Genomic DNA, 23,572 nt, shown 5'->3' on the forward strand with positions numbered 1-23,572 from the left:
CCCTCGAACCCCCGATGCCACAAGCAGTTTCGGCCGTCTGAGTCGTCAGCAGCCGCGGACGTCGTGCGCCTACGGACTGCCGCACCCGCACCGCTGCCCCCGCCCGCCGTCCGGCGGTGCTGGCCGACCAACCGGTGGCTCCGCCGGTCGGGCGGCACGGCCGGTCGCTCGGCACCGCCAATCGGTGGGCACCACCAGTTGGTCGGCACTGGCGGTCGGCCAGCACCGCCGGACGGCCAGCACCGCCGGTCGGCCAGCGCGGCCGGTCGGGAACCGCACTGCGTCGGTACTCCGCTTTGGGAGCGGACGGTGGTGGGGGCCGGTCGCGCCTAGGTCATTGGCGGGGAGGCGAATTTGTCGGCGACTTCGCGGGCGCGGCGGGCGGATTCGCGGGCGTGGTCGGCGATGTGGGTGGCCTCGGCGGCGTCTTCGGGGTAGCGGGCGGCGATGTCGTCGTACAGGCGAGCTGTCTCGTCCTCGGCGGCGGCGAGTTTGCGGGCCGCCGCGGCCAGGTCTTGCCGCAAGGCGTGCGGCCACTCCGGCGGTGTGCCGGTGGTGTGCGGGGTGGTCATATGGTCCATGCGGCGGCGGCTGTCGTCGACGGCACGCTCGATCTCGTTCTGTTCCCGTGCTTCCCGGGCCGCGACGCGGTTCAGCGACACTTCGCCACGGTCCAGGCGGGCGGCGCTGGTGGCCAGCTGGGCGCGAGCCCGGTCGATCAGCTCACGGCTCCGTGTGTCCGGGGGTTCCGCGGACCAGCCGACATTGTGGGCGCGCTCGTCCAGGGACTGCTGCCGGGCGTCCAACCGCTGTTCGCGCGTGTCGGCGGCGCCCTCGCGCAGGTTCGCGGTCTCCTCGCGGGCGTCCGCCGCGAACTCGCGCCGGTCGGCCAGTTCGTCGCGACGGTCGGCGTCGGCCTGCCGGCAGTCCGCTGTCTCCTCGCGGGCCGCCGCCTCGGCCTCACGCTCGCCCACCACGGCCTCGCGCTGGGCGAGCGCGTGTTTCCAGCCTTCGAACCGCCGCGCGGGCCGGGAGGTGTTCTCGGCGGGCGAGTCGCTCTGGCTCGGCTCGGCCGATCCCGAGGGAGGCCGGTGCTGTTCAGCTGCCACACCTCAATCGTCCTCCCTCGCACGGCCGGGCGCATCGAACAACCAGCTGCCGACCGGTCGGTTGGTACCGGCAGGCCCCGGGCTAGACGACTTTGGCGTCGATCAGCAGAGTCCAGATCTCGCCCTGATCGACGACCTCGACACCGAGTTTCTCCGCCTTGGTCAGCTTGCTTTCGCCGACTCCCGCGCCGGTGATCAGCATGTCGGTGCTCGCGGAGACAGAGGACGCCGCCGTCGCGCCCGCCTTCTCGCACAGGCGCTGGAACGTCGGGCGGGCGACCTTCTCACCCGAGCGCGGGTCGCTGATCGCACCCGTGATCACCACTGTCTTGCCCGCGAGCGGCGCACCCGCCGCGACGACCGGCGGCAGGTCCTCCTCGCGCACGTCCAGGGAGACGCCCGCCTCGCGCAACCGCCGCAGTTCGGGGCGCAGGCGCGTGAGATGTTCGACCAGGGAGGCGGCCACCTTCGGGCCGATGTCCTCCACGGCCACCAGCCGTTCCTCGCCCGCGTCGGCAACCTCCTCGAGCGAGCCGAATCCCGCGCGGGCCAGGCGGGCGGCGGTGCCGTCGGAGGCCATCGGAATCGCCAGGCCGATCAGCGCGCGGCGCAGGCCGACCCCGCGGCTGCCATCGATCGATTCGATCATGCGGGCGGCCGAGATCTCGCCGATGCGATCGAACTCGAGCAGACGCTCCTTGGTCAGCGTGTAGAAGTCCGAAGGGCGTTCCAGCAGACCCGCCTCGGCCAGGCGTTCGATCCACACCTGCCCGATGGCGTCGATATCCGCTGCCGCCCGCGACGCCCAGTGGATCAGTCTCCGCACCGTCTGGGCTGGACAGGAAACGTTGGTACAGAACAACTCTCGACTGTTGCCCTGCTCGGTGACCGGCTGCGCGCACGACGGGCAGGCGGTGGGCGGCACGATCTCGCGCTCCTCGCCGGTGCGACGGGAGGCGTCGAGCACTCCGGCCACGAACGGGATGACATCGCCCGCGCGGCGCACCAGCACGGTGTCACCGATCTTGATGTCGCGGGCCCGGATCACTTCCTGGTTGGCCAGCGTGGCCCTCGTGACCGTCGTGCCGCCCACGAACACCGGCTCGAGCCAGGCGACCGGGACGACCTTGCCCGTCTTGCCCACGTCCCAGACCACGTCGGCCAGCAATGTGGTCTTCTCCTCGGCGGCGAACTTGAACGCCAGCGCGCCGCGCGGCGAGTTCGACCGGGTCCCCGCCGCGGCGTAGGCATCGCGGTCGGCCAGTCGCAGTACCGCGCCGTCGAGGTCGTAGTCCAGCGCGTTGCGCCCCTGCTCGATCGCGGTGATCGCCGCCTGGGCCTGTTCGGCGTCGGCGCAGTGCCGCATCTGCGCACCGGCGATCCCCAGCGCCGCCAGCCCCTCCTCGAGATCGACCGCGGCGCCCCCAGCCGAGGTGTCGAGGTCGAAGCCGAAGAACCGCAGTCGCCGTTCGGCGACCGTGGCCGGGTCCTTCGCCCGCAGCGTGCCGGCCGCGGCGTTGCGCGGGTTGATCAGTGGTTTGTCCGGATGAGCGGTGTTGTAGGCGGCGAAGGTCGATCGCAGCATCACCGCCTCGCCCCGCACCTCCACCCGCGCCGGGACGTCGATCCGCTCGGGCACGCCGTCGACCAGCGCGCGGACCAGCATGGTCACGTCGTCGCCGGTGGTGCCGTCGCCGCGAGTCACCGCCCGCGTCAGCCGCCCGTCCTCGTAGACCAGGGCCAGGGACAATCCGTCGAGTTTCGGCATCACGACCACCGACTGGCCGGGAAAGCGGTCGAAGAACGCCGCGACCTGCTCCGGCTTGGTCGCCTTCTCCAGCGACAACATCGGGCGCGAGTGCCGGATCGGGGCGTGCAACACCGCCGGCGCGCCGACCTGCTCCAGCGGATTCGGGTCCGGCGCCAGCTCCGGGTGCGCCTCGATCAGGCCGCGCAGCTCGTCCTCGATGGCGTCGTACTCGGCGTCGGCCACCAGCGGCGAGCCCTGATAGTAGGCCTCGCGCAGCGCCACGATGCGGTCCGCGAGCTCCTCGATACGTTCCCCAGCTTCCACAGCCGTTGACGCTACCGAAACCCACTGACATCCAGCACAAACGGCACTCCGTGGAGCGTCGATCCGCGCATCCGCGGGCCGGTTCTCCTGTCACTTTCAGCATATAGCGGGCAGGGGGGCTTGCGGCAAGGCCCCGGTGGTGCCCCAGAATAGCCCGGCCGGAAGCCCTTACCTGCGAAAATGGGAGTTGCGAAAGTGCGTGTGCTGTTGACGACGTGGGGGTCGCGCGGGGACGTCGAACCGCTGGCGGGGCTCGCGGTGGCGTTGCGGGAACTGGGCGCGGAGGCGCGGGTGTGCGCGCCGCCGGACGAGGAGTTCGCGAGCTTGCTCGAGCGGGCCGGCGTGCCGTTGGTCCCACTCGGCCCGACGGTGCATTCGATCGTCGCCAACCCGGCGCCGCCGACGGCGCAGGACGCGTTCCGGCTCGCTCCCGCCCTGGTCGCGGCCCGGTTCGAGACGCTCACCGTGGCCGCCGAGGGCTGTGACGCACTGCTGGCGACCGGCCTGATGCCGGCGGGCGCCCGGGACGTCGCCGAGAAACTCGGCATCCATTACGTGCTCGCGTGCTTCCACCTGCTCGGGTTGCCGTCACGGGATTTCCCGCCGGGGCGACGCCCGGGCACGCCGTCCCCGCAGGACGAGACCGACAATCGCGTGCTGTGGGAACAGGACGCCCAGCGGGTGAACGCCCTGTACGGCGAGGCGCTCAACAGCCACCGGGCGGCGATCGGCCTGCCGCCGGTCGACAACGTCCGCGACCACGTTCTCACCGACCGGCCCTGGCTCGCGGCGGACGCGACGCTGTGCCCGTCGCAGGGCCGGACGGACCTCGATGTCGTGCAGACCGGGGCCTGGATCCTGCCCGACGATCGGCCGCTCCCGGACGAGCTGACCGCGTTCCTGGACGCGGGCGCGCCACCGGTGTACGTGGGGTTCGGCAGCATGGCGGCGTATGTCCCGAAGGACATCGCCCGGGTGGCGATCGAGGCGGTCCGCGCGCAGGGTCGCCGCGTCGTCCTCGCCCGCGGCTGGGCCGACCTCGCTCCGGTCGACGACGCCGACGACTGCTTCGCCGTCGGCGAGGTCAACCAGCAGGCGCTGTTCGGCAGGGTGGCCGCCGTCATGCATCACGGCGGCGCGGGCACCACCACGGCGGCGGCGCGAGCCGGCGCGCCCCAGGTGGTCGTACCCCGGATCGCGGACCAGCCGTCCTGGGCCACACGCGTCGCGGAGCTGGGAATCGGTGCGGCACACCACAACTCGGCACCGACCGTCGAATCCCTGTCCGCCGCACTCGGCACGGCACTCACCCCCGAAACCCGAACGCGGGCCCGGACCGTAGCGGAAACGGTCCGAGCCGACGGGGCATCGGTAGCCGCCGAATTGCTCCTCGAGGAAGCCGCCCGCAACCGCCGTGCTTGAACATATGTTCGATAGTACGTAGATTCGAACGCATGTCTACACCGCTGCAGGGTTCGCTACTGGACGGATTCGGGGAGACCGACCTCGGGTCACTGCACGGGCTGCGTCGCACGGTGCTGGGTCAGGGAGCCTGGATCGATGTGCTGCCGGGCTGGCTGCGGGGTGCCGACGAGCTGTTCGAGGCGCTCGCCACGCGGGTGCCGTGGCGGGCCGACCGGCGCCAGATGTACGACCGGGTGGTGGACGTCCCGCGACTGCTGCGCTTCTACGGCGAGTCCGAGACGCTGCCCGACCCGGTCCTCGACCGCGCCCGCGACGCGCTGAGCGCCCACTACCTCGGCGAACTCGGCGAGCCGTTCCGCACCGCGGGACTGTGCTACTACCGCGACGGCGACGACAGCGTCGCCTGGCACGGCGATACGTCCGGGCGCGGCGCGACGCACGACACGATGGTGGCCATCGTGTCGGTCGGCGCGGCGCGAGCGCTGCAGCTGCGCCCGCGCGGAGGCGGCGCGAGCATGCGCTACCAGCTCGGCCACGGCGATCTCATCGTGATGGGCGGGTCCTGCCAGCGCACCTGGGAGCATGCCGTACCCAAGACCCGGCGCCCGGTGGGGCCGCGCATCAGCATCCAATTCCGGCCGCGCGGCGTGCGGTAGCCACCCGGAGTTCAACTGGCGTCCGCCGCGGCGCAAGGGATCGATAAGTGTATTCGTCGGACCAGCCCGATACATTGGCTTCATGAATACTGTTGGGGCGGGAATCCTCTCGGTGATGCCGCTGCACACGATCTCCGACGTGCACGGGGAGGTCGGGCTGCGCCGGCGCATGGAACTCGAGACCGAGAAACTGCCGGAGCCCGAACGGGTTACGGCGGCCCTGCGCCTGGCCTCGGACCTGCACCGGGACGACCGATACGGCCGCGAGCCCTACATCAGTCACCTGCTGCGCGTGGCGATTCGCATCGTCAGTCACTACGAGGTCCGCGACACCGACGTGGTGATCGCCGGCCTGCTGCACGACGCAGTCGAGGACCACGGGCGCGAATTGGCCGGCGCCCGAACGGGTTCGGTGCCCGACGCCGCGCTCACCGCGATCGCCGAGGATTTCGGCGCCCGGGTGGCGACGCTGGTCGCCGCCGTCACCAACCCGCCGTTCGATCCGGCGATGGACCGGCACACGCAATACCGCGAGCACGTCTCCAGCAGTCTGGCCCGCAATCCCTGGGCGCGGGTGGTGAAGATTTCCGACTTCACCGACAACGGCGTCGGCATCCTGTACGCCACCGGTCCCGTCATGCACAAGCTGGCCACCAAGTACCGCCCGCTCACCGCGGTCTACCGCGAGCTCGTGACGCGCGCCGACACGCCCTTGGCCGACCACGTGAAGGACCACATTCTCGACCAGCTGGACCGCGCCGACGAGAGATTCGACGCCATCCTCGACCGCGGCTGACCGCGCCCGGCTCGGGTCAGGCGTGGTCGCGGCGCAGCACGAAGAAGTACGGGTCGGTCATGCCGCGAAGATCCATCACGCCCAGCAGCGTCTCGTCGTCGACCAGGCGGAAGACGTCGATGATCGGCAGGTGGTCGTAGATCATCGCGGCGCTGACCTTGCCGCGGAACTCCAGGTCGCGCAGGCGTGCGCGCGGCGTCGGCGTACGCAGCACCGGACGCAGCACGGGCAGCAGCCGGCGCACCGCGCGGATTCCGGCCAGGGGCACCCGGCCCACCAGCCCCAGCGGCACCCGGCGCGGGTCGACCGGGAACAGCGCACCCGCCGCGGTCGCGAACACCAACGGCTGCACATCGTCGGGGCCGTCGAATTGCTTTCCGTACCAACCGGATTCGACCAGAGCGCCCGCCCACGGATGCCCGGTGTCCAGTTCGTCCCCCCGCCAGCGGCCGGTGGTGACCTCGTCCACCCGGACCGTGGGCAGGCTGTCGTACAGCTCCCAGGCTTGTTCGGGCGTGCAGCCGCCCCGGCTCAGCTCGCGCAACCGCGCCGCGGGTGTGTCGACGTCTGCCATCCCGTCCTCCTCGACCTCGAGAGCAATAGATGCTTCGGGCCTCACACTATCTCAGGCCGCTCGGGCGGAGCGCCGTGACCGAGACCACGTCCGGAACCACTGGACCTCGAGTGCGCTCGAGGGACCAGCATTACCGGCACGAGCGGTCGATCCGCTCGGCAACCCGGGCTCCGAGGTCCGGGCGCGCGCCCCCGCCGGCCCACGTACACCCACGGCGGGGGCGCACTCGTCTTCGGCTCGCCCTCGCGCTCCGCGACTAGGCTGGCCGTGTGCAGACCAGCCTTCTCCCGCACGTGGCCGCCGCCAACGACCTCACCCGCCGCTGGTGCGACGCGGCGGGCACCGGTGATTTCGTGCTCTCCGGATGTGGCGTGTGGCCGCTGCTCGGCGTGCTGGCGACGGCGGCGAACGAGCCAGCCCGCGCGGAACTGGCCGCGGCCGTGGGACTTTCGGCCGAGGACGCACAGGAATCGGCGCTGCGGCTGCTCGCGGAACTGACCGCGGCGGAGACCGTCGCGGGTGCGCTCGGGGTCTGGGTTCGCGAGGATGTCGAATTGCGGGAGCAGTGGGCGCGGTCGCTGCCCGAGGGCGTCGTCGGCAAGCTCACCGGGCAATCGGCGCTCGATGCCTGGGCCGACCGGCACACCGGCGGGCTGATCGACCGGTTCCCGCTCTCGATCAACGCCGATACGCTGCTCGTTCTCGCCACCGCGATCGTCGCTCGCACGTCGTGGCTGCAGCCGTTCCACGACGATGTGCTGGAACCGGCGACCGGACCATGGCGGGGGCACCGCGGTCCGGGGCTGTCCCGATACTCGCGCGAACTCGGCGACGCCGTCCTGCTCGACGCGACCGAACCGGTGACGCGCGTCGTGGTGCGCGGGATCCGAGACCTGGACGTGCACCTGCTGCTGGGCGAGGGCACACCCGGCGAGATTCTGGGCGCCGGGCTCGGTGCGCTGGACGGGTCGGTGGCGGTGCGGACCCACCTACCGGTCGGCACCTCGGGGCCGGGCCTGACGGTGCGGGAAACCCGCGCGGTGGCGGATACGCTGCGAATTCAGGTGCCGCCGTTCCTGATCCGTTCCGGTCACAATCTGCTCGCACGGAGCGAGCTGTTCGGACTGGGCGCCGCGTCCGACAGAAGCCAAGACCGCTTTCCGGCCATCTCCGACACGCCGCTCTACCTCGCGGACGCCGCGCAAGACGCGCTCGCCAGGTTCACCCGCGAGGGATTCGAGGCCGCCGCCGTGACCGCTGTCGCCCTGGCCCGGGCCGCCGCCGTGCCGCGCCCGCGCCGCGTTCTCGAGATCGCGGCGACCTTCGACCGGCCGTTCGGGTTCCTCGCGGTGCATCGGCCGACCGGACTGGTGATCGTCGCGGGATGGGTCGCGCAGCCGCCGCTGTGACGACCGGGATCGCTCAGCCGGTGATATTCCATTCGTAGACGGTCAGCTCGGATGCGCCCGTCGTGTGAATGGGGTCGGTGTGGACCAATTCCCGTGCCGCATCGAGACTTTCGGCGAGGAGCACATAGGCGCCACCCGAGCCGTCGGTGAAGCCGCCGCTGCAGTCCAGCTGCCCGGCGGCACGGAGTCCGGCCAGCCAGTCGCGGTGCGGGCCCGCGACGGCGTCGTCCCAGCGCGCGGTGCGCATGGCCAGTACGAGGTACTTGCGCACTAGGCGTCGCCGTCCGGCCGGGACCGGGTCGCCGCCGCGGCGGCGCGGACCTGCGGCGCCACCTTGACCACCTGCCCGAGCACGCCGTTGACGAAGCTCGGCGAATCGTCGGTAGACAGTTCCTTGGCGAGTTCCACGGCCTCGTCCACGGCCACCACCGGCGGCACATCGGTGGCGTGGAACAACTCCCACACCGCCACTCGCAGGATGGCGCGGTCCACGGCGGGCAGCCGTTCCAGCGTCCAGTCCTGCAGGTAGGACTCGATGGTGCCGTCCACCCGGTCGAGATCATCGGCGACGCCCTCGACCAAGGTGCCGGTGTACGGGTTCACCGGTGCGACCGACTCGTCGCCCACGGCCAGCTGCGCGCGCTCGGCGAGCAGATCGGCCGGGTCGATGTCGCGGGCCTCGGCCTCGAACAACAGGTCCACCGCCCGGCGGCGAGCCTTGTGCCGGGCGCCCAGCTTCTTGTACGAGGACTTCCGGTCTCCGGCCTGATCGGTCACAGTCACCAGGCTAGGCGTTCACGCGGCCGAGGTAGCCACCGTCGCGGGTATCGATCTTCAGCTTGTCGCCGGTGTTGATGAACAGCGGCACCTGCACCTCGGCGCCGGTCTCCACGGTGGCGGGCTTGGTGCCGGCGCTGGACCGGTCGCCCTGCAGGCCCGGTTCGGTGTGGGTGACCGAGAGTTCGACGGTGACCGGGAGTTCCACGTAGAGCACCTCGCCGTCGTGCATGGCGACCTGCACCGGCATGTTCTCCAGCAGGAACTTGGCGCTGTTGCCGAGGGTCTGCTCGCCGATCTGGATCTGGTCGTAGGTGTCGCCGTCCATGAAGATGTAGTCCGACCCGTCGTGGTACAGGTAGGTCATATCGCGCCGGTCGACGGTGGCGACCTCGACCTTCACACCGGCGTTCCAGGTCTTGTCGACCACCTTGCCGGACACGACGTTCTTCAGCTTCGTCCGCACGAACGCCGGCCCCTTGCCCGGCTTGACATGCTGGAATTCGACGATCTGCTGCAGATTGCCGTCGATTTTCAGCACGAGGCCGTTCTTGAAGTCGCTGGTGTCCGCCACTGTCCTCGGATCTCCTTGTTTGTTCGAACGCAGTCGGTCGACCGTGATCAGTCGACCACGGTCAGGTCTTTGGTGGTCAGGGTGAGCAGTTCGGGACGCCCCTCGCGAACCACGAGCGTATCCTCGATCCGGACACCGCCGCGGCCGGGGAAGTACACACCTGGCTCGACGGTCACCGCCATGCCTTCGAGCAGTGTACCCGTGCCGGTTTTGGCGATTCCGGGTGCTTCGTGGATCTGCAGGCCGACGCCGTGGCCCAATCCGTGCACGAAAAGCTCGCCGTGGCCCGCGTCCTCGATCACCGTGCGGGCGGCGCAGTCCACCTCGCCGCATCCGGTCCCCGGTTTCAGCGCCTCTCGCCCGGCGCGCTGCGAGGTTCGCACCAGCTCGTACACCTCGCGCTGCCAGTCGGCCGGTTCGCCGAGCACCAGGGTGCGGGTCATGTCGGAGTGGTAGCCGCCGACCACCGCGCCGAAATCGAACTTCACGAAATCGCCCGCCGCGAGCACCGCATCGGTCGGGCGGTGGTGTGGCACGGCCGAATTCGCGCCGGCGGCGACGATCGTCTCGAACGATATGGCCGCGGCGCCGTGCTCGAACATCAGCCATTCCAGCTCGCGCGCCACCTGCCGCTCGGTGCGGCCCGGGCGCAGGCCGCCGCGCTCGAGCAGGCTCGCCAGCGCGGAATCGGCGGCGGCGCAGGCCGCGCGCAGTTGCTCGACCTCGTAGTCGTCCTTCACCATGCGCAGCTGCTCGACCAGGCCACGGGTCGGCACCAGCTGCAATCCGGTGCCCTGTTCGACGAACGCGTGATGCTGGTCGACGGTCACGACATGGCTTTCGAAGCCGACCCGGCCGGTCTGCCACTCCCCCGCGATCTCGATTGTGCGGCGGGCGCTGGCGCGGGCGATCTCGGCCCGCAGGTCCGGCACCTGCTCGCCGACCTGGGTGGCGTAGCGGCCGTCGGTGCAGATCACGGTGCGGTCCTCGGCGCCGTCCCAGGAGTCGACCAGCAGCGCGGCATTGGATCCGGTGAAGCCCGTGAGGTACCTGATGTTGATCAGGTCGGTCACCAGGAGGGCGTCGACGCCGTTCTCCACCAACAGGTTCCGCAACGCGGCCCGGCGAGCCGCGTGGTCAGGGCGCCTCGCGTCGTGATCAGCAGACATGATTCCCACGCTACCGCTGCCGGTGCGCGCGTTCCCCGCTCACCCACAAGCCGGTCACCGGCGGGCAATCGGGCGGTACCTGGGCGAACGGGCCGCGGGACCGGGAATGGGGTGCACCGGTTGTTCACATGTGTTGGGGTTATCCACATTTCGCGTTCGGCCATTCCGCTCGCTCGCCGTCCGGGCAACGATGGTCGGTATGACAGCCATCGCCTTCGTAGTCCTCGCCACGTGGTGCGCGGCGCTGAGTGTCGTAGATCTGCGCGAGCGGCGGCTGCCGAATCCATTGACCGGACTCGGCGCTGCGGCGGTCCTCGGCTATGCGCTGGCGACCGACCACCTGCGCGCAGCCGTCACGGGTGCGGTGCTGCTGACCGTCCCGTACCTGGCGGTCCATTTCATCGCGCCCGCTGCCTTCGGCGCGGGTGACGTGAAGCTGGCTCTGGGTCTCGGAGCAGCCGCGGCCTGTGGCGGCGGGCAGGCGTGGAGCTGGGCCGCCGTGGCGGCGCCGCTGCTCACCGCACTCGCCGGCGTCGTGACCTACCTGCATCATCGAATTCGCGGCTCGCCCTGGAATCGTGCTCTCCCCCACGGCCCTTCGATGTGCGTATCGACCCTGTTCGCGCTCGTCCTCACGTGAGTCAGCGCCCGGCGCACACCACCCGCGCCACGAATTCGACCTTGGCGCGCCACAGCGGTGCACTGTCGGGGCAGCCGGACGGGCAAGACGAATCGTGATTGCCGGGAATGAGCTGTGTGCAGTCGTCAGGGGCAGGGCCGTGGGTTTCGACCGTCCGGACAGCGCCGATCGGGGGTGGCCTAGGGGCTTTTCGGAGACGGCGGAGAGCGCGCATTATCGGAGGTAGTCACCTCGGCTCGGGTGTGGCGTGCGGCCACCGGCGCGGCCGGTGCGGGCCGGATGTCCGGGTAACGGTGCTGACGTGGAAAGATGGACGGCGTGTTGCGCTGGATTACTGCTGGTGAGTCTCATGGTCCCGCTCTCGTCACGATCCTCGAGGGGATGGTGGCCGGGGTGGAGGTGACCTCCGCCGATATTGCCGCGCAACTGGCGCGTCGCCGGCTCGGGTACGGGCGCGGGGCGCGGATGAAGTTCGAGGCCGACAAGGTCACCGTGATCGGCGGTGTCCGGCACGGGCGCACCATGGGCGGACCGGTCGCGATCGAGATCGCGAATTCCGAATGGCCCAAGTGGACGCAGGTCATGTCCGCCGATCCGGTGGACGAGGCGGAACTGGCCGAACTGGCCCGCAACGCGCCGCTCACCCGGCCACGCCCCGGCCACGCCGACTACTCCGGCATGCTCAAGTACGGCTTCGACGACGCGCGCAATGTGCTGGAGCGCGCCAGCGCCCGCGAGACCGCCGCCCGGGTTGCCGCCGGCACCGTGGCGCGCCAGTTCCTGCGCCAGGCCCTCGGCGTGGAGGTCGTCTCGCACGTGGTGTCGATCGGCACCGCCCGGGCCACGGCCGGTCTGGTGCCGACGGCCGCCGACCTCGCCACCGTCGACGAGAGCCCGGTGCGCGCCTTCGACAAGGACGCGGAGGCGGCGATGATCGCCGAGATCGAGGCCGCCAAGAAGGATGGTGACACGCTCGGCGGCGTCGTGGAGGTGGTCGTGGACGGCCTGCCGGTCGGGCTGGGCTCGTTCATCAGCGGCGCGGACCGGCTGGACGCGCGCCTGGCCGCGGCGCTGATGGGGATTCAGGCCATCAAGGGCGTCGAGGTCGGCGACGGGTTCGAGACCGCGCGTCGCCGCGGCAGCCAGGCTCACGACGAGATGCGGCCCGGGCCGGATGGCGTGCTGCGTTCGACCAACCGCGCGGGCGGGCTCGAGGGCGGCATGACCAACGGCGAGCCGCTGCGCGTGCGCGCCGCGATGAAGCCGATCTCGACCGTGCCGCGCGCGCTGTCCACCGTGGACATGACCACCGGCGACGAGGCCGTCGCCATCCATCAGCGCTCGGACGTGTGCGCGGTGCCCGCCGCCGGTGTGGTCGCCGAGGCCATGGTCGCGCTGGTCGTGGCCCAGGCGGCGCTGGAGAAGTTCGGCGGCGACTCGCTGCCCGAGACCGTCGACAACATCACCAGCTACCTGAAGCGGATCAGCTCGCGCCCGCATGTCCCGGGCGCCGTCCCCTCGTGATCGTGCAGACCGATCCGCGCCACCCGTGTGTGGTGCTGATCGGCCCGCCCGGTGCCGGGAAGTCGACGATCGGCCGCAAGCTCGCGCGCGAACTGGGCGTCGAACTGTACGACACGGACGCCGGTATCGAGGACGAGACCGGGCGCACCATCCCGGAGATCTTCGCCGCCGACGGCGAGCCGGAATTCCGGCGCATCGAGGAACGCGTGGTACGCCGGGCGGTGCTCGAGCACAAGGGCGTGGTGTCGCTCGGCGGCGGCGCGGTGCTGTCGGACGCGACCCGCGAGTTGCTGCGCGATCGCACCGTGGTGTACCTGGAAATCAGTATCGCCGAAGGACTTCGGCGCACGGGCGCCAATTCCAACCGCCCCCTGCTGGCCGGTGACGATCCGGGCGCCACATACCGCAAGCTGATGCGTGAACGCCGCCCCCTGTACCGCGAGGTGTCCGATGTCCGGGTCCGCACCGACGGCCGCAGCCCCGGCCGCGTAGTCCGCAATATCCTGGCCAAACTCGGCCTGGAACCAGCCGAACCCACGCCACCCCCAACCCACCCCACCGAACCCCCCAGCCCTTCCCGCCGCTCCCGCTCCCGCCGCCGCCGACGCAACCGCTCCGCCACCGCAAGTGCCACAGGTACCACGGTCGCCGCAGGTACGGTAGCTGCAACAGTCGACGCAGGTGGTGCAGTCAGCACCGGTAGTGCAGGTGGCACAGGCGCCGCAGTCGGCACACGCGCCACAGGTGACGCAGGTGGCACACGCGCCGCAGATGGCACGGGCGCCGCGGGTGCTGCGGTCGGCACAGGTGCCGCAGCCGGTGCAGTCTGCACAGGTGGCGCAGGTGGCGCAGGTGGCGCAGGTGGCGCTGATCGTACGCAGTCCGGCTCCACACCACTTCTAAGCACCACGGATTCATCGAAAGGCGGCCCGCCGGATCCGAATTCCACAGCGTCCCAGTCAGATTCGCCTGCGGGAGCGCCGACCGGAGCGAAGCGGCGGTCTCGCCGTTCGCGCCGAGGTGGTCGACGCCGCTCCCGTGGCGGTGGCACCGAGACGACGGCAATGTCGGGGACCACCTCGAGTGAAAGCATCGAGGGTTCCCGAGACCCCGCGACCGAGACTCAATTGCCCGGCGCGCCAGCACATCCCGCGAACAATGCCCGAAATGCCCAGGCAACCGGCAATTCGGAGGCGACCACCACACCACGGGCCGATCACCGCTCCCGAGGCAAGAACCCCAGTAGCCCGCAGCCACCCAGCGAATCGCACCGCACCGAACACACCGGCGGCGCCCCGGCCATCAACACCGCAACCTCCCGCAATGCGGGCATCCACCCGGACTCGCCCAACGGCAACCGGTACGGCACACCAGACACCCCCCAAGCCGCCACAGCCACCCGAGGCGAACACCCGTCACGCCGCAGACGCAGCGCCCGCCGCGGCTCCGGCGCACCCGGCGCCCTCCCGAAACCCATTGCGTCACAGCAGCACCCAATGCCGCGCGGAGAAGACCCGCACGCATCCGAACCACACCGCACCAGCACCCCTGCTCCGTCCCCGACCTCGGCCTCACCCCCGCCCCCTGTCCCGACATCGGCCCCATCCCCGGACTCAGCTCCGCCTCAGACCCCATCCCCCTACCCGCCGTCGTCCCCGGCCCCAGCCCCTGCCGCGGCTCCAGCCTCAGTTCCGTCCTCGACCTCGACCCCGACCCGGGCCGCGTCGCCGACTCCAGCCCCAGCCCCGGCCTCAACTCCGGCCTCGGCTGCGCCCCCGACCTCGACCCGGGCCTCGTCCCCGGCTCCAGTCTCAGCCCCGCCCCCGACCTCGACCCCGGCTCCAGCCTCGACCCCGACCTCGACCCCGGCTCCAGCCTCAGCCCCGCCCCCGACCTCGTCCCCGACCCGGGACTCGTCCCCGGCCTCGAGCGCAGCAGCACCCTCCGCCACGCCCACTGCAAAAGCCAGCGGCACAACCGCTGCCACAGGGCGAGGTACGACCGCCGACCGCAGCGCACCCGCGGAGGGGGGCGCTACTGCGGACGGAGCCGCGGCTGGTGGCCGCTCGGTCGTGGAGAGTTCTCACCGGGGCGGGCGGGGGCGGCGCTCGGCGAGCCGTGCGGCCGGACCGCCCGGCGAGGGAGGCGGTGCGCCCGGAGCGGGCCGGGACGCGGGCTCGAGTCCCGGGGACCGGCACTCGGATACCGATGCCGTGCGGTTCGGCGAGTAGTCCCTCTGTCAGCGAGAAACCATGAGTAGCAAGAGAATCGGAGCAGCAAGTATGACCGAGCCCACTCGCATCGAGGTGCGCACCGCCGACCCGTACCCGGTCATCATCGGGCGCGGACTGCTGGGCGAGCTGGTCGAGCAGGTGGCCGCGCAGCCCGGTGTGCGGACGGTCGCGATCTTCCATCAGCCGCCGCTGACCGAGACCGCGGAGGCGGTGCGGCAGGCGCTCGCCGAGGCCGATCTCGGCGCGGGCGGGGAGAAGATCGACGCGCACCGCATCGAGATCCCGGATGCCGAGGCGGGCAAGGACCTGCCGGTGGCCGGGTTCTGCTGGGAGGTCCTCGGCCGCATCGGCCTGACCCGGCGCGACGTCGTGATCAGCCTCGGCGGCGGCGCGGCGACCGACCTGTCCGGTTTCGTGGCCGCGACCTGGATGCGCGGAGTGAAGGTGGTGCACGTGCCGACCACGCTGCTGGCGATGGTGGACGCGGCCGTCGGCGGCAAGACCGGCATCAATACCGAGGCCGGTAAGAACCTGGTCGGCAGCTTCCACGAGCCGACCGCGGTGCTGGTGGATCTGGTGACCCTGGAAACCGTGCCGCGCAACGAGATCGTGGCCGGGATGGCCGAGATCATCAAGGCCGGTTTCATCGCCGATCCGGTGATTCTGGACCTCATCGAGCGCGACCCGCAGGCCGCGCTCGACCCGACCGGTGAGGTGCTGCCGGAACTGGTGCGCCGCGCCATTCAGGTCAAGGCCGACGTGGTGGCGGCCGACCTGAAGGAGGCCAGCCTGCGCGAGATCCTCAACTACGGCCACACCCTCGGCCACGCGATCGAGCGCCGCGAGCGCTACCGCTGGCGGCACGGCGCGGCGGTGTCGGTGGGCCTGGTCTTCGCCGCGGAATTGGGCCGTTTGGCGGGCCGCCTCGACGATGCCACCGCCGAGCGCCACCGCAGCATCCTGGACAGCGTCGGCCTGCCCACCACCTACGACGCCGACGCCCTGCCGCATCTGCTGGAAACCATGCAGACCGACAAGAAGACCCGTTCCGGCGTCCTGCGTTTCGTCGTCCTCGACGGCCTGGCCAAGCCGGGCCGCCTGGAAGGCCCGGACCCCAGCCTGCTCGCGGCGGCTTATGCCACCATCGCCCGCGACGAAGCCCCGAGCGGCGGCATCCTGCTGTAGCCGCGAAGACTTCACCCGGTTGCGCCAGGAGCCACCCACGGCGCTTGACGCTCAGGCATCCGTCTGAAACCGCCGGAGACACCCACCCCCTGCCCCAGAAGCCACCCACAGCGTGCTCGCCGCTGATGCATCCGTCTGAAACCGCCGGAGACACCCACCGGCTGCCCAGGAGCCACCCACGGAGTGCTCGCCGCTCAGGCATCCGGCCTGAAGCCGCAGAAGACACCCACCGGTTGCCCCAGGAGCCACCCACGGAGTGCTCGCCGCTCAGGCATCCGGCCTGAAGCCGCCGAAGGCACCCACCGGTTGCCCGACGAGCCGCCCTCGGCGATGCTTGGCGCTCAGGCATCCGGCCTGAAGCCGCGGAAGGTACCCACCGGTTGCCCGAGGAGCCACTCTCGGCGATGCTTGGCGTTGACGAGTTCGCCACGGCCGCATCAGGAGTCAGCATGCCGGTCCTACCCGCGCGCATAATCGCCGTTCCGGTCAGCCTGTGGCTGCTCGCCGCGCTCGCGGTCGACGCCGACTATCGGGCCGACAATATCTTCGCGCTGCCGGATGCGGCGTTCTCACTGGTGCTGCTGATATCGGCGGTGCTCCCGGCGCGCCTCGCGGTGCCGGGGCTGACCGCCGGGTTCTTCTTCGGATCCGGGGTGGTCACGGTCGCGGCCGTGGACCGCTTCACCCGCGACGAACCGGCGCAGGGAATTCTCGACCTCGTGATCGCCGCGATCTATCTCGGCGTCGCGGCGCGGTTGCTGACCCGCGCTCCGGCGCGGACGGCCTGACCTACAGCGCGGACGCGGCGTTCGGCGGCGGCGCGGGTTCGGCCTTCTTCGTTTCCCGGCCGACCAGGAAGCGGCCGAGGGCGACCCCGACCATGCCGGGCACGAAGATCAGCAGGATGATGAACGACGCTCCGGCGGTGATCTCGAACCCCAGGCCGTTGTCGCCGAGATCGAACTTCGGCAGGTAGTCCAGCACCCAGGCCACCACACCGCCGCCGAGGCCCCCGGCGATGCCCGCCTTCAGCCAGCGCATGGTGAGGTCGGCGCCGCCGCGGTCGGGATCCGGGTTCGCGCGGCGGTCGCCGCGGCCGTCGAGCAATCCCCACGCGATCACGATCGCGATCAGCACGATCAGGCACAGGATCCGCATCCACGAGCCGTGCGTCGGCCAATAGATCATCCCGAAACCGAGCACGGTCCGAAGCACCACGGTCAGCACCCCGAGCGCCACGGCGCGCAACACCCACGCATTCATGTCGATCACCTTAACCTGCCGAGTGGTCCCGAAAAACAGTAACCGGTTACAGAAAACCGAGGACGGGACACCGGCAGGTGAGGCGTGGGTGCGGACGAACGGTCAGTTGGGGGCCGGGATCCAGATGTCGTAGTTACCGCTGCCGTCGTTACGCAGGACGCACTCCCCCTACGCGTGCCATTGCGGCGCCTCCTTCAAGCAGAAGCCCAGCGAGATGCCCGACACGCTCTCCAAACAGACGAAGCCCCAGCGCGGCGACGCCGAGGCACAACCGGCAGCATGTGCCGTCGGTTGCCCGGCCAACACGAATCCGCACGCGGCGATGACCATCGCGAAGGCGATACCAACACGAGTGAACATGATTTCAGCCCCTCCCCTTCAGTTCTCGAACGCATCCCCTCGAAATGCGTTGAACAACAAGATGATACCGACCAGCACCGGCAACCGGAAGGCTCGGACGCCGCGGCATCAGCTTTCGGATCGAAGCCCGCCGTCCAGCGCCGCGGCCATTTCCGCGCGCGGAGCAGGTCGGCCGGTGAACAGCTCAACCTGCCCGTACGCCTGGTTCAACAGCATCTCCAGGCCGCTGACCACCGTGTTTCCCGCCCGCGCCACCGCATCGGCCAGGGGTGTCGGCCAGGGGTTGTAGATCGCGTCGAGGACCAGTGGCGCGAGGGCGGCCGCGTCGGCGACGGCGGACGCGGCGGCGGACGGGACCGTGCTGACGACAACGCCCGCCTTCGAACACGCGGTGCGCACCTGTTCCGGCTCGAAAGCACTGTATGCCGCGGTCATTCCGAGTCGTTCGGCGAGTTCCAGTGCGCTGCTTGCCCTTCCGGCATCCCGAGCCGCGACGGTCACCGATTTCGCACCGAGTTCGGACAGCGCGAACAACGCCGGTCGCGCGGTGCCGCCCGCACCCAGTACGACGGCTTCGGTGACCGAGGTGACCCCGCCACCGCGCAGTGCGCCCAGGACCCCGTCGATGTCCGTGCAGTCCGCACGCCAGCCGGTCTCGGTGCGCACCAACGTATTCGCCGATCCCACGAGCACCGCGCGTTCGGTGCGTTCCTGGGCGTACGCCAAGGCGGCTTCCTTGCCGGGCATGGTCACCGAGAGTCCGATCCACTCGGGCCCGAGCCCGTCCACCAGCGCGGGCAACTGCTCCGCCGAACACTCGACACGCTCGTACGTCCATGGCAGCCCGAGCGCCCGATACGCGGCCAGATGCAGCTGCGGAGAACGGGAATGGGCGATCGGCTTTCCCAGCACCGCGGCCCTGCGGACCTCACCGTCCACTGTCGAGAACCCCGTTGTCCTGAGCCTGGGTGATATTCCGCAGATGGTCGGAATAGCTCTTGGTGAAAAGCGTTGTCCCCGAATTGTCGACGGTGACGAAATACAGCCAGTCGCCGGGCGCCGGATTCTCCACGGCGTGCAACGCGTTCAGCGACGGCGCCGCGATCGGATTCGCGGGCAGCCCGACCATGGCATAGGTGTTCCACGGGGTGACCTTCGCGCGATCGGCGTCGGTAGTGGCCACCTCGATCTCGTTCAGCGCGTAGTTCACCGTCGAATCGAACTGCAGCATCTGACCGACCTTCAGCCGGTTCACGATCACTCGCGCCACCTTGGCCATGTCGTTGGGTTTCGCTTCGCGTTCCACCAGCGAGGCGGAGATCAGCGTCTGGTACGGCGAGAGCCCGTTCGCCGCACCGGCTTGCAGCAGGCCGGTCGATTCGTAGGTGGCGGCGCTCTGGGTGATCAGCTGTTGCAGAATCTGCTGCGGCGTGCCGCTCGGATCGAAATCCAGGGAACCCGCGGCGATGAGGCCCTCGAGCTGCCGGCTGCGGTCGGGCGCCCGCCGCACTTCCTGCTCGGCCCAGGCCGGAACTCCGAGTGCGGCCAGATCGGTGCCGGCGCCCGCGGCGGCGAGCTCATCAGCGGTCACACACCTGCGCGCGGGCTCGGCGCCCATGCAACTCGCCTGGGCGACAAGGGAATAGATGCCCGGCGTAGGGGTCCCGTTCCGCTTCACCTCGGATTGATCGTGCAGCAGCCGCCCCTCGGAGATCACCACATTGCCGACGCGCGAGTCCTTGCTCATCAACGCCGTCACGGCCGCGGAGCCCTTGCTGTGCGCGGGCACGGCATAGAAGCCGGGCTGCACCGAATTCATCTTCGAATTGCGGATCGCGGCCTCGTAGAACGCGCCGGTGCTGGCGACCACGCCCTTGTCGTACATGGTCTGGGCGATCTGCTCGGCGGTGTCGCCCGCCTTCACCCGCACCACCACCGCCGGACCGGCCGGGCCGGCGAAGTCCTCGGGCCCGCCCAGCTTGCCGATGAACTTGTAACCGGCGTACCCGCCGGCGGCCACGAACAGCACGACGAAGACGGCACCGAGGATCCACAGATTGCGGCGGCGACGCTGGCGTTCGGCCGCTTTGCGCGAAGCGACCCGGGAACGCTTGCTCCGCGCGGACTGCCCGCGGCCGGACTGGCTCCGGCCGGTTTGCTTGCGGGCCGGGCGCTCTCGTGCGGACCGTCCCCGGGGCGGCTCTTCTCCCGCGGACCGATTCCTGGCCGATCGGCCCTGGGCGGGCGCCCGGCGCTGACCCGAGCGCTGCGGCCGCGGCGGCGGCACCGGCTCGGGCTCCTCGTCGGTATAGACCGGAATGACGGTGGTGTCGTCGTCGTAGTCGTCCCAGTCGTCGTCGACCGGCGCCGCATGGCGGGAACCACGCCCGCGCGGCGCTCGGTCGTCGGCGCCCCAACCGCTGTCGCGGCGACGGTATCGCCGCTCCTCGACGCTCTGCCGATGACGTTCCTCGGCCCGCGCCCAGCGGTCATTCATCCGACCACCCTGCCGACTGCTCCCCGGCCGCCTTCAACACCGCACTCCGTTCGTCCAACCATCCCTGCAGGATCGATACGGCCGCCGCCTGATCGATCATCTGCCGCTGGCCACGCGCGCGAACTCCACTGTCCCGCAATGCACGTGCAGCTGACACCGTAGTCAAACGTTCGTCGGAAAGTCGTATCGGCACTCCGGGAATCATGGATCGCAAACGATCAGCGAAGGAGATGGCGAGCGCGGCGGAGGCGCCGTTCGCCCCGCGTAGCGTCCTGGGCAGGCCGACAATCACCTCGACGGCCTCGTACTCCCGCACAATTTCGGCAATCCGGGCGAGATCGGCCGCCCCGCCGCCGCGCGCTCCACGGCCGCTTTTCGAGCCGGCGCGCTGCACCGTCTCGACCGGCGTGGCGAGGATGCCGTCCGGATCGCAGGCGGCGACGCCGACGCGCACGGTCCCGACATCGATGGCGATGCGGCGGCCGCGCCCGGGATCGGTCGCGGCGCTGGGCCGGTCGACCGATTCCGAACTCTCGGACCTGGACATCAGGCGGCGCGCTCGGCCACCTGCGCCCGTACCGCGGCAAGCCCGGCCGCGATCCCCGAGGGATCCGACCCGGCGCCCTGCGCCATCTCCGGTTTGCCGCCGCCACGCCCGGCGATGCTCGGACCGAAGCTGCCGACCAGATCACCGGCCCGGAAACCGAGTTCCTGCGCGGGCTTGTTCACCGCGACCACGAACGGCACCTTGCCATCGGCGTTGCCGAGCAGCACCACCACGGCGGGCCGGGTGCCGAACCGGCCCCGGATGTCGGTCGCGAGGGTGCGCAGATCGCCGCCGCCCACGCCCTCGGGCGCGGCGGCCGCCACCAGCAGCACCTCGCCGAACCGCTGGGCCTCGTCGACGAACTTCGCGGCCTGCGCCAGCACGGCCTGAACCTTGCTGCGCTCCAGCTCCTTCTCGGCCACCTTGAGCCGCTCGACCAGCTGCTCGACGCGGGCGGGCACCTCCTCGCTGGGCACCTTCAGCGAGGACGCCACACCGGCCAGCAGCGCGCGCTCCTTGGCCAGGTACTTGTAGGAGTCCAGGCCGACGAACGCCTCCACGCGCCGCACGCCGGAACCGACCGACGACTCACCGAGCACGGTGATCGGGCCGATCTGCGAGGAGTGCTCGACGTGGGTGCCGCCGCACAGCTCCATCGAGAACGGGCCGCCGATCTCCACGACCCGGACCTCGCTGCCGTAGTTCTCGCCGAACAGGGCCAGCGCGCCCATCGACTTGGCCTTGGGCAGATCGGTGACGAAGGTGTTGACGGGGAAGTCGGCGCCGACCGCGTCGTTGGACACGGCCTCGATGTCGGCCCTCTGCCCCTCCGACAGCTGGCCCTGCCAGTTGAAATCGAAGCGCAGATAGCCGGGCTTGTTCAGCGAACCGGCCTGTACCGCGTTCGGGCCGAGCACCTGTCGCAGCGCGGCATGCACCATGTGGGTGCCGGAGTGGCCCTGGGTCGCGCCGCGCCGCCAGGCCGGGTCGACCTGGGCGAGCACGGTGTCGCCCTCGGTGATCTGGCCCTGTTCGACGGTGGCCTTGTGCACCCACAGCTTCTTGGCGATCTTCTGCACGTCGTTCACGCGCAGCTTCACGCCCGACGCGGTGATCACGCCGCGGTCGGCGATCTGGCCGCCGGACTCGGCGTAGAGCGGGCTGCGGTCGAGGATCACCTCGACGTCCTGTCCGGCGGTCGCGGTGGGGACCCGCACGCCGTCGGCGAGCAGGGCGATGACCTGGGCCTCGGTGGTGAGTTCGGCGAAGCCGGTGAACTCGGTGGCGCCGCGGTCGACGAGTTCCTTGTAGATCGACAGGTCGGCGTGCGCGTGCTTGCGGGCGGCGGCGTCCTCCTTGGCGCGCCGGCGCTGCTCGGCCATCAGCGAGCGGAAGCCCTGCTCGTCGACCTCGAGCCCGGCCTCGGCGGCCATCTCGAGGGTCAGATCGATGGGGAAGCCGTAGGTGTCGTGCAGGGTGAACGCGTCCGATCCGGCGATCTTGCGGCCGCCCGCGGACTTCACCTCGGCGACGGTCTCGTCGAACAGCTTCGAGCCGGTGGTCAGCGTCTTGAGGAACGCGGTCTCCTCGCCGACCGCGACGTTCTCGATGCGCCGGAAGTCGGTGGCCAGTTCGGGATACGACGGCGCCATCAGGTCGCTGACGGTCTTCATGAACTCGCCCATCACCGGCTTCTCCGCGCCCAGCAGCCGCGCGGAGCGGACGATGCGGCGCAGCAGCCGCCGCAGCACGTAGCCGCGGCCGTCGTTGCCCGGGTTGACGCCGTCGGAGATCAGCATCGCGGCGCTGCGGGCGTGGTCGGCGATGACCCGGAAGCGGACATCGTCGGCGTGCTCGACGGCGTACTTCTTGCCGGTCAGCTCCTCGGCCTTGGTGATGATCGGGCGCAGCAGGTCGGTCTCGTAGACGTTGTCGACGCCTTGCAGCAGCATCGCCACCCGCTCGACGCCCATGCCGGTGTCGATGTTCTTGCGCGGCAGCGTGCCGACCGGGGCGTGGCCCTCCTTCGGGCTCAGCTCGCCCCGGATGTCCTGCATGAAGACGAGGTTCCAGATCTCGAGGTAGCGGTCCTCGTCGGCGACCGGGCCGCCGTCGCGGCCGTACTCGGGGCCGCGGTCGAAGTAGATCTCCGAGCAGGGACCGCCCGGACCGGGCACGCCCATGTCCCAGTAGTTGTCCTTGCCGTCGCGGAACTGGATGCGCTCGTTCGGGATTCCGGCGACGCGGTGCCAGATCTCGGCGGCCTCCGGGTCCGATTCGTAGGCGGTGACCCAGATACGCTCGGGGTCGAAGCCGAAGCCGCCCTCCTCCTGGGATGTGGTGATCAGCTCCCAGGCGAAGGTGATGGCCCCCTCCTTGAAGTAGTCGCCGAAGGAGAAGTTGCCGGCCATCTGGAAGAACGTGTTGTGCCTGGTGGTGACGCCCACCTCGTCGATGTCGCCGGTGCGCACGCACTTCTGCACGCTCGTCGCGCGCGCGAACGGCGGCGCCTCCTGGCCCAGGAAATACGGCTTGAACTGGACCATGCCCGCGTTGACGAACAGCAGGTTGGGGTCCGGCAGGATCAGCGAGGCACTGGGGACCTCGGTATGCCCGGCACGGACGAAATGCTCCAGGAAGCGCCGTCGAATCTCGTGGGTCTGCACAACCATCCAGCCTACCGGGAACCGTCCAGCGGGTTTCGGTCGGTGGGCCGGTGCGGACAGGCTCGCGGAGGGTCCCCGCGGGGAGCATCGGCG

The 23,572-nt window shown here is 70.5% G+C and carries 22 protein-coding genes and 1 pseudogene; 10 read left to right on the forward strand and 13 right to left on the reverse strand.

The window, feature by feature from the left end:
* Positions 1 to 329: 329 nt before the first annotated feature.
* Both ACFMRZ_RS07180 and ligA read right to left on the reverse strand, forming a co-directional pair.
* Positions 330 to 1,109 (reverse strand): hypothetical protein, encoded by a 780-nt coding sequence (locus ACFMRZ_RS07180; protein ID WP_400178419.1) that lies wholly within the window; start codon positions 1,107 to 1,109, stop codon positions 330 to 332.
* An 82-nt stretch (positions 1,110 to 1,191) separates the two neighbouring features.
* On the reverse strand, positions 1,192 to 3,183 hold the full coding sequence (ligA, locus tag ACFMRZ_RS07185) for an NAD-dependent DNA ligase LigA (protein ID WP_400178420.1): 1,992 nt from the start codon (positions 3,181 to 3,183) through the stop codon (positions 1,192 to 1,194).
* Positions 3,184 to 3,378: 195 nt separating this feature from the next.
* Here ligA and ACFMRZ_RS07190 point away from each other — a divergent pair, with 195 nt between their 5' ends.
* The 3 genes from ACFMRZ_RS07190 (at position 3,379) to ACFMRZ_RS07200 (ending at position 6,060) form a co-directional block, all read left to right on the forward strand.
* Complete coding sequence (locus ACFMRZ_RS07190) at positions 3,379 to 4,605, forward strand: glycosyltransferase (protein ID WP_400178421.1); 1,227 nt, start codon at positions 3,379 to 3,381, stop codon at positions 4,603 to 4,605.
* 32 nt (positions 4,606 to 4,637) lie between these two features.
* Entirely contained in the window at positions 4,638 to 5,264 is a 627-nt protein-coding gene (locus ACFMRZ_RS07195; protein ID WP_400178422.1) for an alpha-ketoglutarate-dependent dioxygenase AlkB, read from the forward strand.
* A gap of 82 nt (positions 5,265 to 5,346) precedes the next feature.
* The gene (locus ACFMRZ_RS07200; RefSeq protein WP_400178424.1) at positions 5,347 to 6,060 is read left to right on the forward strand and encodes an HD domain-containing protein; all 714 of its coding nucleotides are present in this window, start codon (positions 5,347 to 5,349) and stop codon (positions 6,058 to 6,060) included.
* Between the two features lie 16 nt (positions 6,061 to 6,076).
* On the opposite strand, the gene ACFMRZ_RS07205 is transcribed toward ACFMRZ_RS07200, so the two are convergent.
* Entirely contained in the window at positions 6,077 to 6,634 is a 558-nt protein-coding gene (locus ACFMRZ_RS07205; RefSeq protein ID WP_400178426.1) for a DUF4334 domain-containing protein, read from the reverse strand.
* A 269-nt stretch (positions 6,635 to 6,903) separates the two neighbouring features.
* Between ACFMRZ_RS07205 and ACFMRZ_RS07210 the strand changes: the two genes are divergently transcribed.
* Positions 6,904 to 8,043 (forward strand): serpin family protein, encoded by a 1,140-nt coding sequence (locus tag ACFMRZ_RS07210; protein ID WP_400178427.1) that lies wholly within the window; start codon positions 6,904 to 6,906, stop codon positions 8,041 to 8,043.
* Positions 8,044 to 8,056: 13 nt separating this feature from the next.
* Here ACFMRZ_RS07210 and ACFMRZ_RS07215 read toward each other — a convergent pair whose 3' ends face one another.
* Genes ACFMRZ_RS07215 through ACFMRZ_RS07230 form a run of 4 tightly spaced genes read right to left on the reverse strand, consistent with a single transcriptional unit; the run spans position 8,057 to position 10,563 of the window.
* Entirely contained in the window at positions 8,057 to 8,314 is a 258-nt protein-coding gene (locus ACFMRZ_RS07215) for a YciI family protein (RefSeq protein WP_400178428.1), read from the reverse strand.
* The gene (gene nusB / locus ACFMRZ_RS07220) at positions 8,314 to 8,820 is read right to left on the reverse strand and encodes a transcription antitermination factor NusB (protein ID WP_400178429.1); all 507 of its coding nucleotides are present in this window, start codon (positions 8,818 to 8,820) and stop codon (positions 8,314 to 8,316) included. The genes ACFMRZ_RS07215 and nusB overlap by 1 nt, the downstream gene beginning before the upstream one ends.
* 10 nt (positions 8,821 to 8,830) lie before the next feature.
* Positions 8,831 to 9,394: an elongation factor P gene (gene efp / locus ACFMRZ_RS07225; protein WP_400178430.1), complete on the reverse strand. Its 564-nt coding sequence runs from the start codon at positions 9,392 to 9,394 to the stop codon at positions 8,831 to 8,833.
* Positions 9,395 to 9,441: 47 nt separating this feature from the next.
* Positions 9,442 to 10,563, reverse strand: coding sequence for a M24 family metallopeptidase (locus ACFMRZ_RS07230; RefSeq protein WP_400178431.1), 1,122 nt, complete (start codon positions 10,561 to 10,563; stop codon positions 9,442 to 9,444).
* Positions 10,564 to 10,762: 199 nt separating this feature from the next.
* On the opposite strand from ACFMRZ_RS07230, the gene ACFMRZ_RS07235 reads away from it, so the two are divergent.
* The 6 genes and pseudogenes from ACFMRZ_RS07235 to ACFMRZ_RS07260 all read left to right on the forward strand — a co-directional run bounded on the left by ACFMRZ_RS07235 (position 10,763) and on the right by ACFMRZ_RS07260 (position 16,934).
* Entirely contained in the window at positions 10,763 to 11,203 is a 441-nt protein-coding gene (locus ACFMRZ_RS07235; RefSeq protein ID WP_400178432.1) for a prepilin peptidase, read from the forward strand.
* 318 nt (positions 11,204 to 11,521) lie between these two features.
* Entirely contained in the window at positions 11,522 to 12,727 is a 1,206-nt protein-coding gene (gene aroC / locus ACFMRZ_RS07240) for a chorismate synthase (RefSeq protein ID WP_400182793.1), read from the forward strand.
* A 2-nt stretch (positions 12,728 to 12,729) separates the two neighbouring features.
* Positions 12,730 to 13,242 (forward strand): annotated as a pseudogene (locus ACFMRZ_RS07245) (shikimate kinase); the annotation flags it as partial.
* A 166-nt stretch (positions 13,243 to 13,408) separates the two neighbouring features.
* Positions 13,409 to 13,630 carry a hypothetical protein gene (locus ACFMRZ_RS07250; protein WP_400183063.1) on the forward strand — a complete coding sequence of 74 codons (222 nt, stop codon included), beginning with the start codon at positions 13,409 to 13,411 and terminating at the stop codon, positions 13,628 to 13,630.
* A 1,379-nt stretch (positions 13,631 to 15,009) separates the two neighbouring features.
* A complete protein-coding gene (gene aroB, locus ACFMRZ_RS07255; RefSeq protein WP_400178433.1) occupies positions 15,010 to 16,146 on the forward strand; it encodes a 3-dehydroquinate synthase in 1,137 nt (378 codons plus the stop codon).
* A 449-nt stretch (positions 16,147 to 16,595) separates the two neighbouring features.
* Positions 16,596 to 16,934 (forward strand): hypothetical protein, encoded by a 339-nt coding sequence (locus tag ACFMRZ_RS07260; protein WP_400178434.1) that lies wholly within the window; start codon positions 16,596 to 16,598, stop codon positions 16,932 to 16,934.
* A 1-nt stretch (position 16,935) separates the two neighbouring features.
* Here the strand turns inward: ACFMRZ_RS07260 and ACFMRZ_RS07265 are convergent, their stop codons facing one another.
* The 6 genes from ACFMRZ_RS07265 to alaS all read right to left on the reverse strand — a co-directional run bounded on the left by ACFMRZ_RS07265 (position 16,936) and on the right by alaS (position 23,479).
* Complete coding sequence (locus ACFMRZ_RS07265; RefSeq protein WP_400178435.1) at positions 16,936 to 17,409, reverse strand: B-4DMT family transporter; 474 nt, start codon at positions 17,407 to 17,409, stop codon at positions 16,936 to 16,938.
* A gap of 168 nt (positions 17,410 to 17,577) precedes the next feature.
* Positions 17,578 to 17,769, reverse strand: coding sequence for a hypothetical protein (locus ACFMRZ_RS07270; protein WP_400178436.1), 192 nt, complete (start codon positions 17,767 to 17,769; stop codon positions 17,578 to 17,580).
* Positions 17,770 to 17,877: 108 nt separating this feature from the next.
* Positions 17,878 to 18,708, reverse strand: a complete 831-nt coding sequence (locus ACFMRZ_RS07275; RefSeq protein WP_400178437.1) for a shikimate dehydrogenase — start codon at positions 18,706 to 18,708, stop codon at positions 17,878 to 17,880.
* A complete protein-coding gene (locus tag ACFMRZ_RS07280; RefSeq protein ID WP_280272891.1) occupies positions 18,698 to 20,266 on the reverse strand; it encodes an endolytic transglycosylase MltG in 1,569 nt (522 codons plus the stop codon). The genes ACFMRZ_RS07275 and ACFMRZ_RS07280 overlap by 11 nt, the downstream gene beginning before the upstream one ends.
* On the reverse strand, positions 20,259 to 20,813 hold the full coding sequence (gene ruvX, locus ACFMRZ_RS07285; protein WP_400178438.1) for a Holliday junction resolvase RuvX: 555 nt from the start codon (positions 20,811 to 20,813) through the stop codon (positions 20,259 to 20,261). Before ruvX ends, ACFMRZ_RS07280 begins: the two co-directional genes overlap by 8 nt.
* On the reverse strand, positions 20,813 to 23,479 hold the full coding sequence (gene alaS, locus ACFMRZ_RS07290) for an alanine--tRNA ligase (protein WP_400182794.1): 2,667 nt from the start codon (positions 23,477 to 23,479) through the stop codon (positions 20,813 to 20,815). Before alaS ends, ruvX begins: the two co-directional genes overlap by 1 nt.
* Between the last annotated feature and the right edge of the window lie 93 nt (positions 23,480 to 23,572).

Origin of the sequence: Nocardia sp. N2S4-5 (assembly GCF_044628355.1) — a bacterium.
In the GTDB taxonomy this organism is placed as follows: Bacteria; Actinomycetota; Actinomycetes; order Mycobacteriales; family Mycobacteriaceae; genus Nocardia; species Nocardia wallacei_B.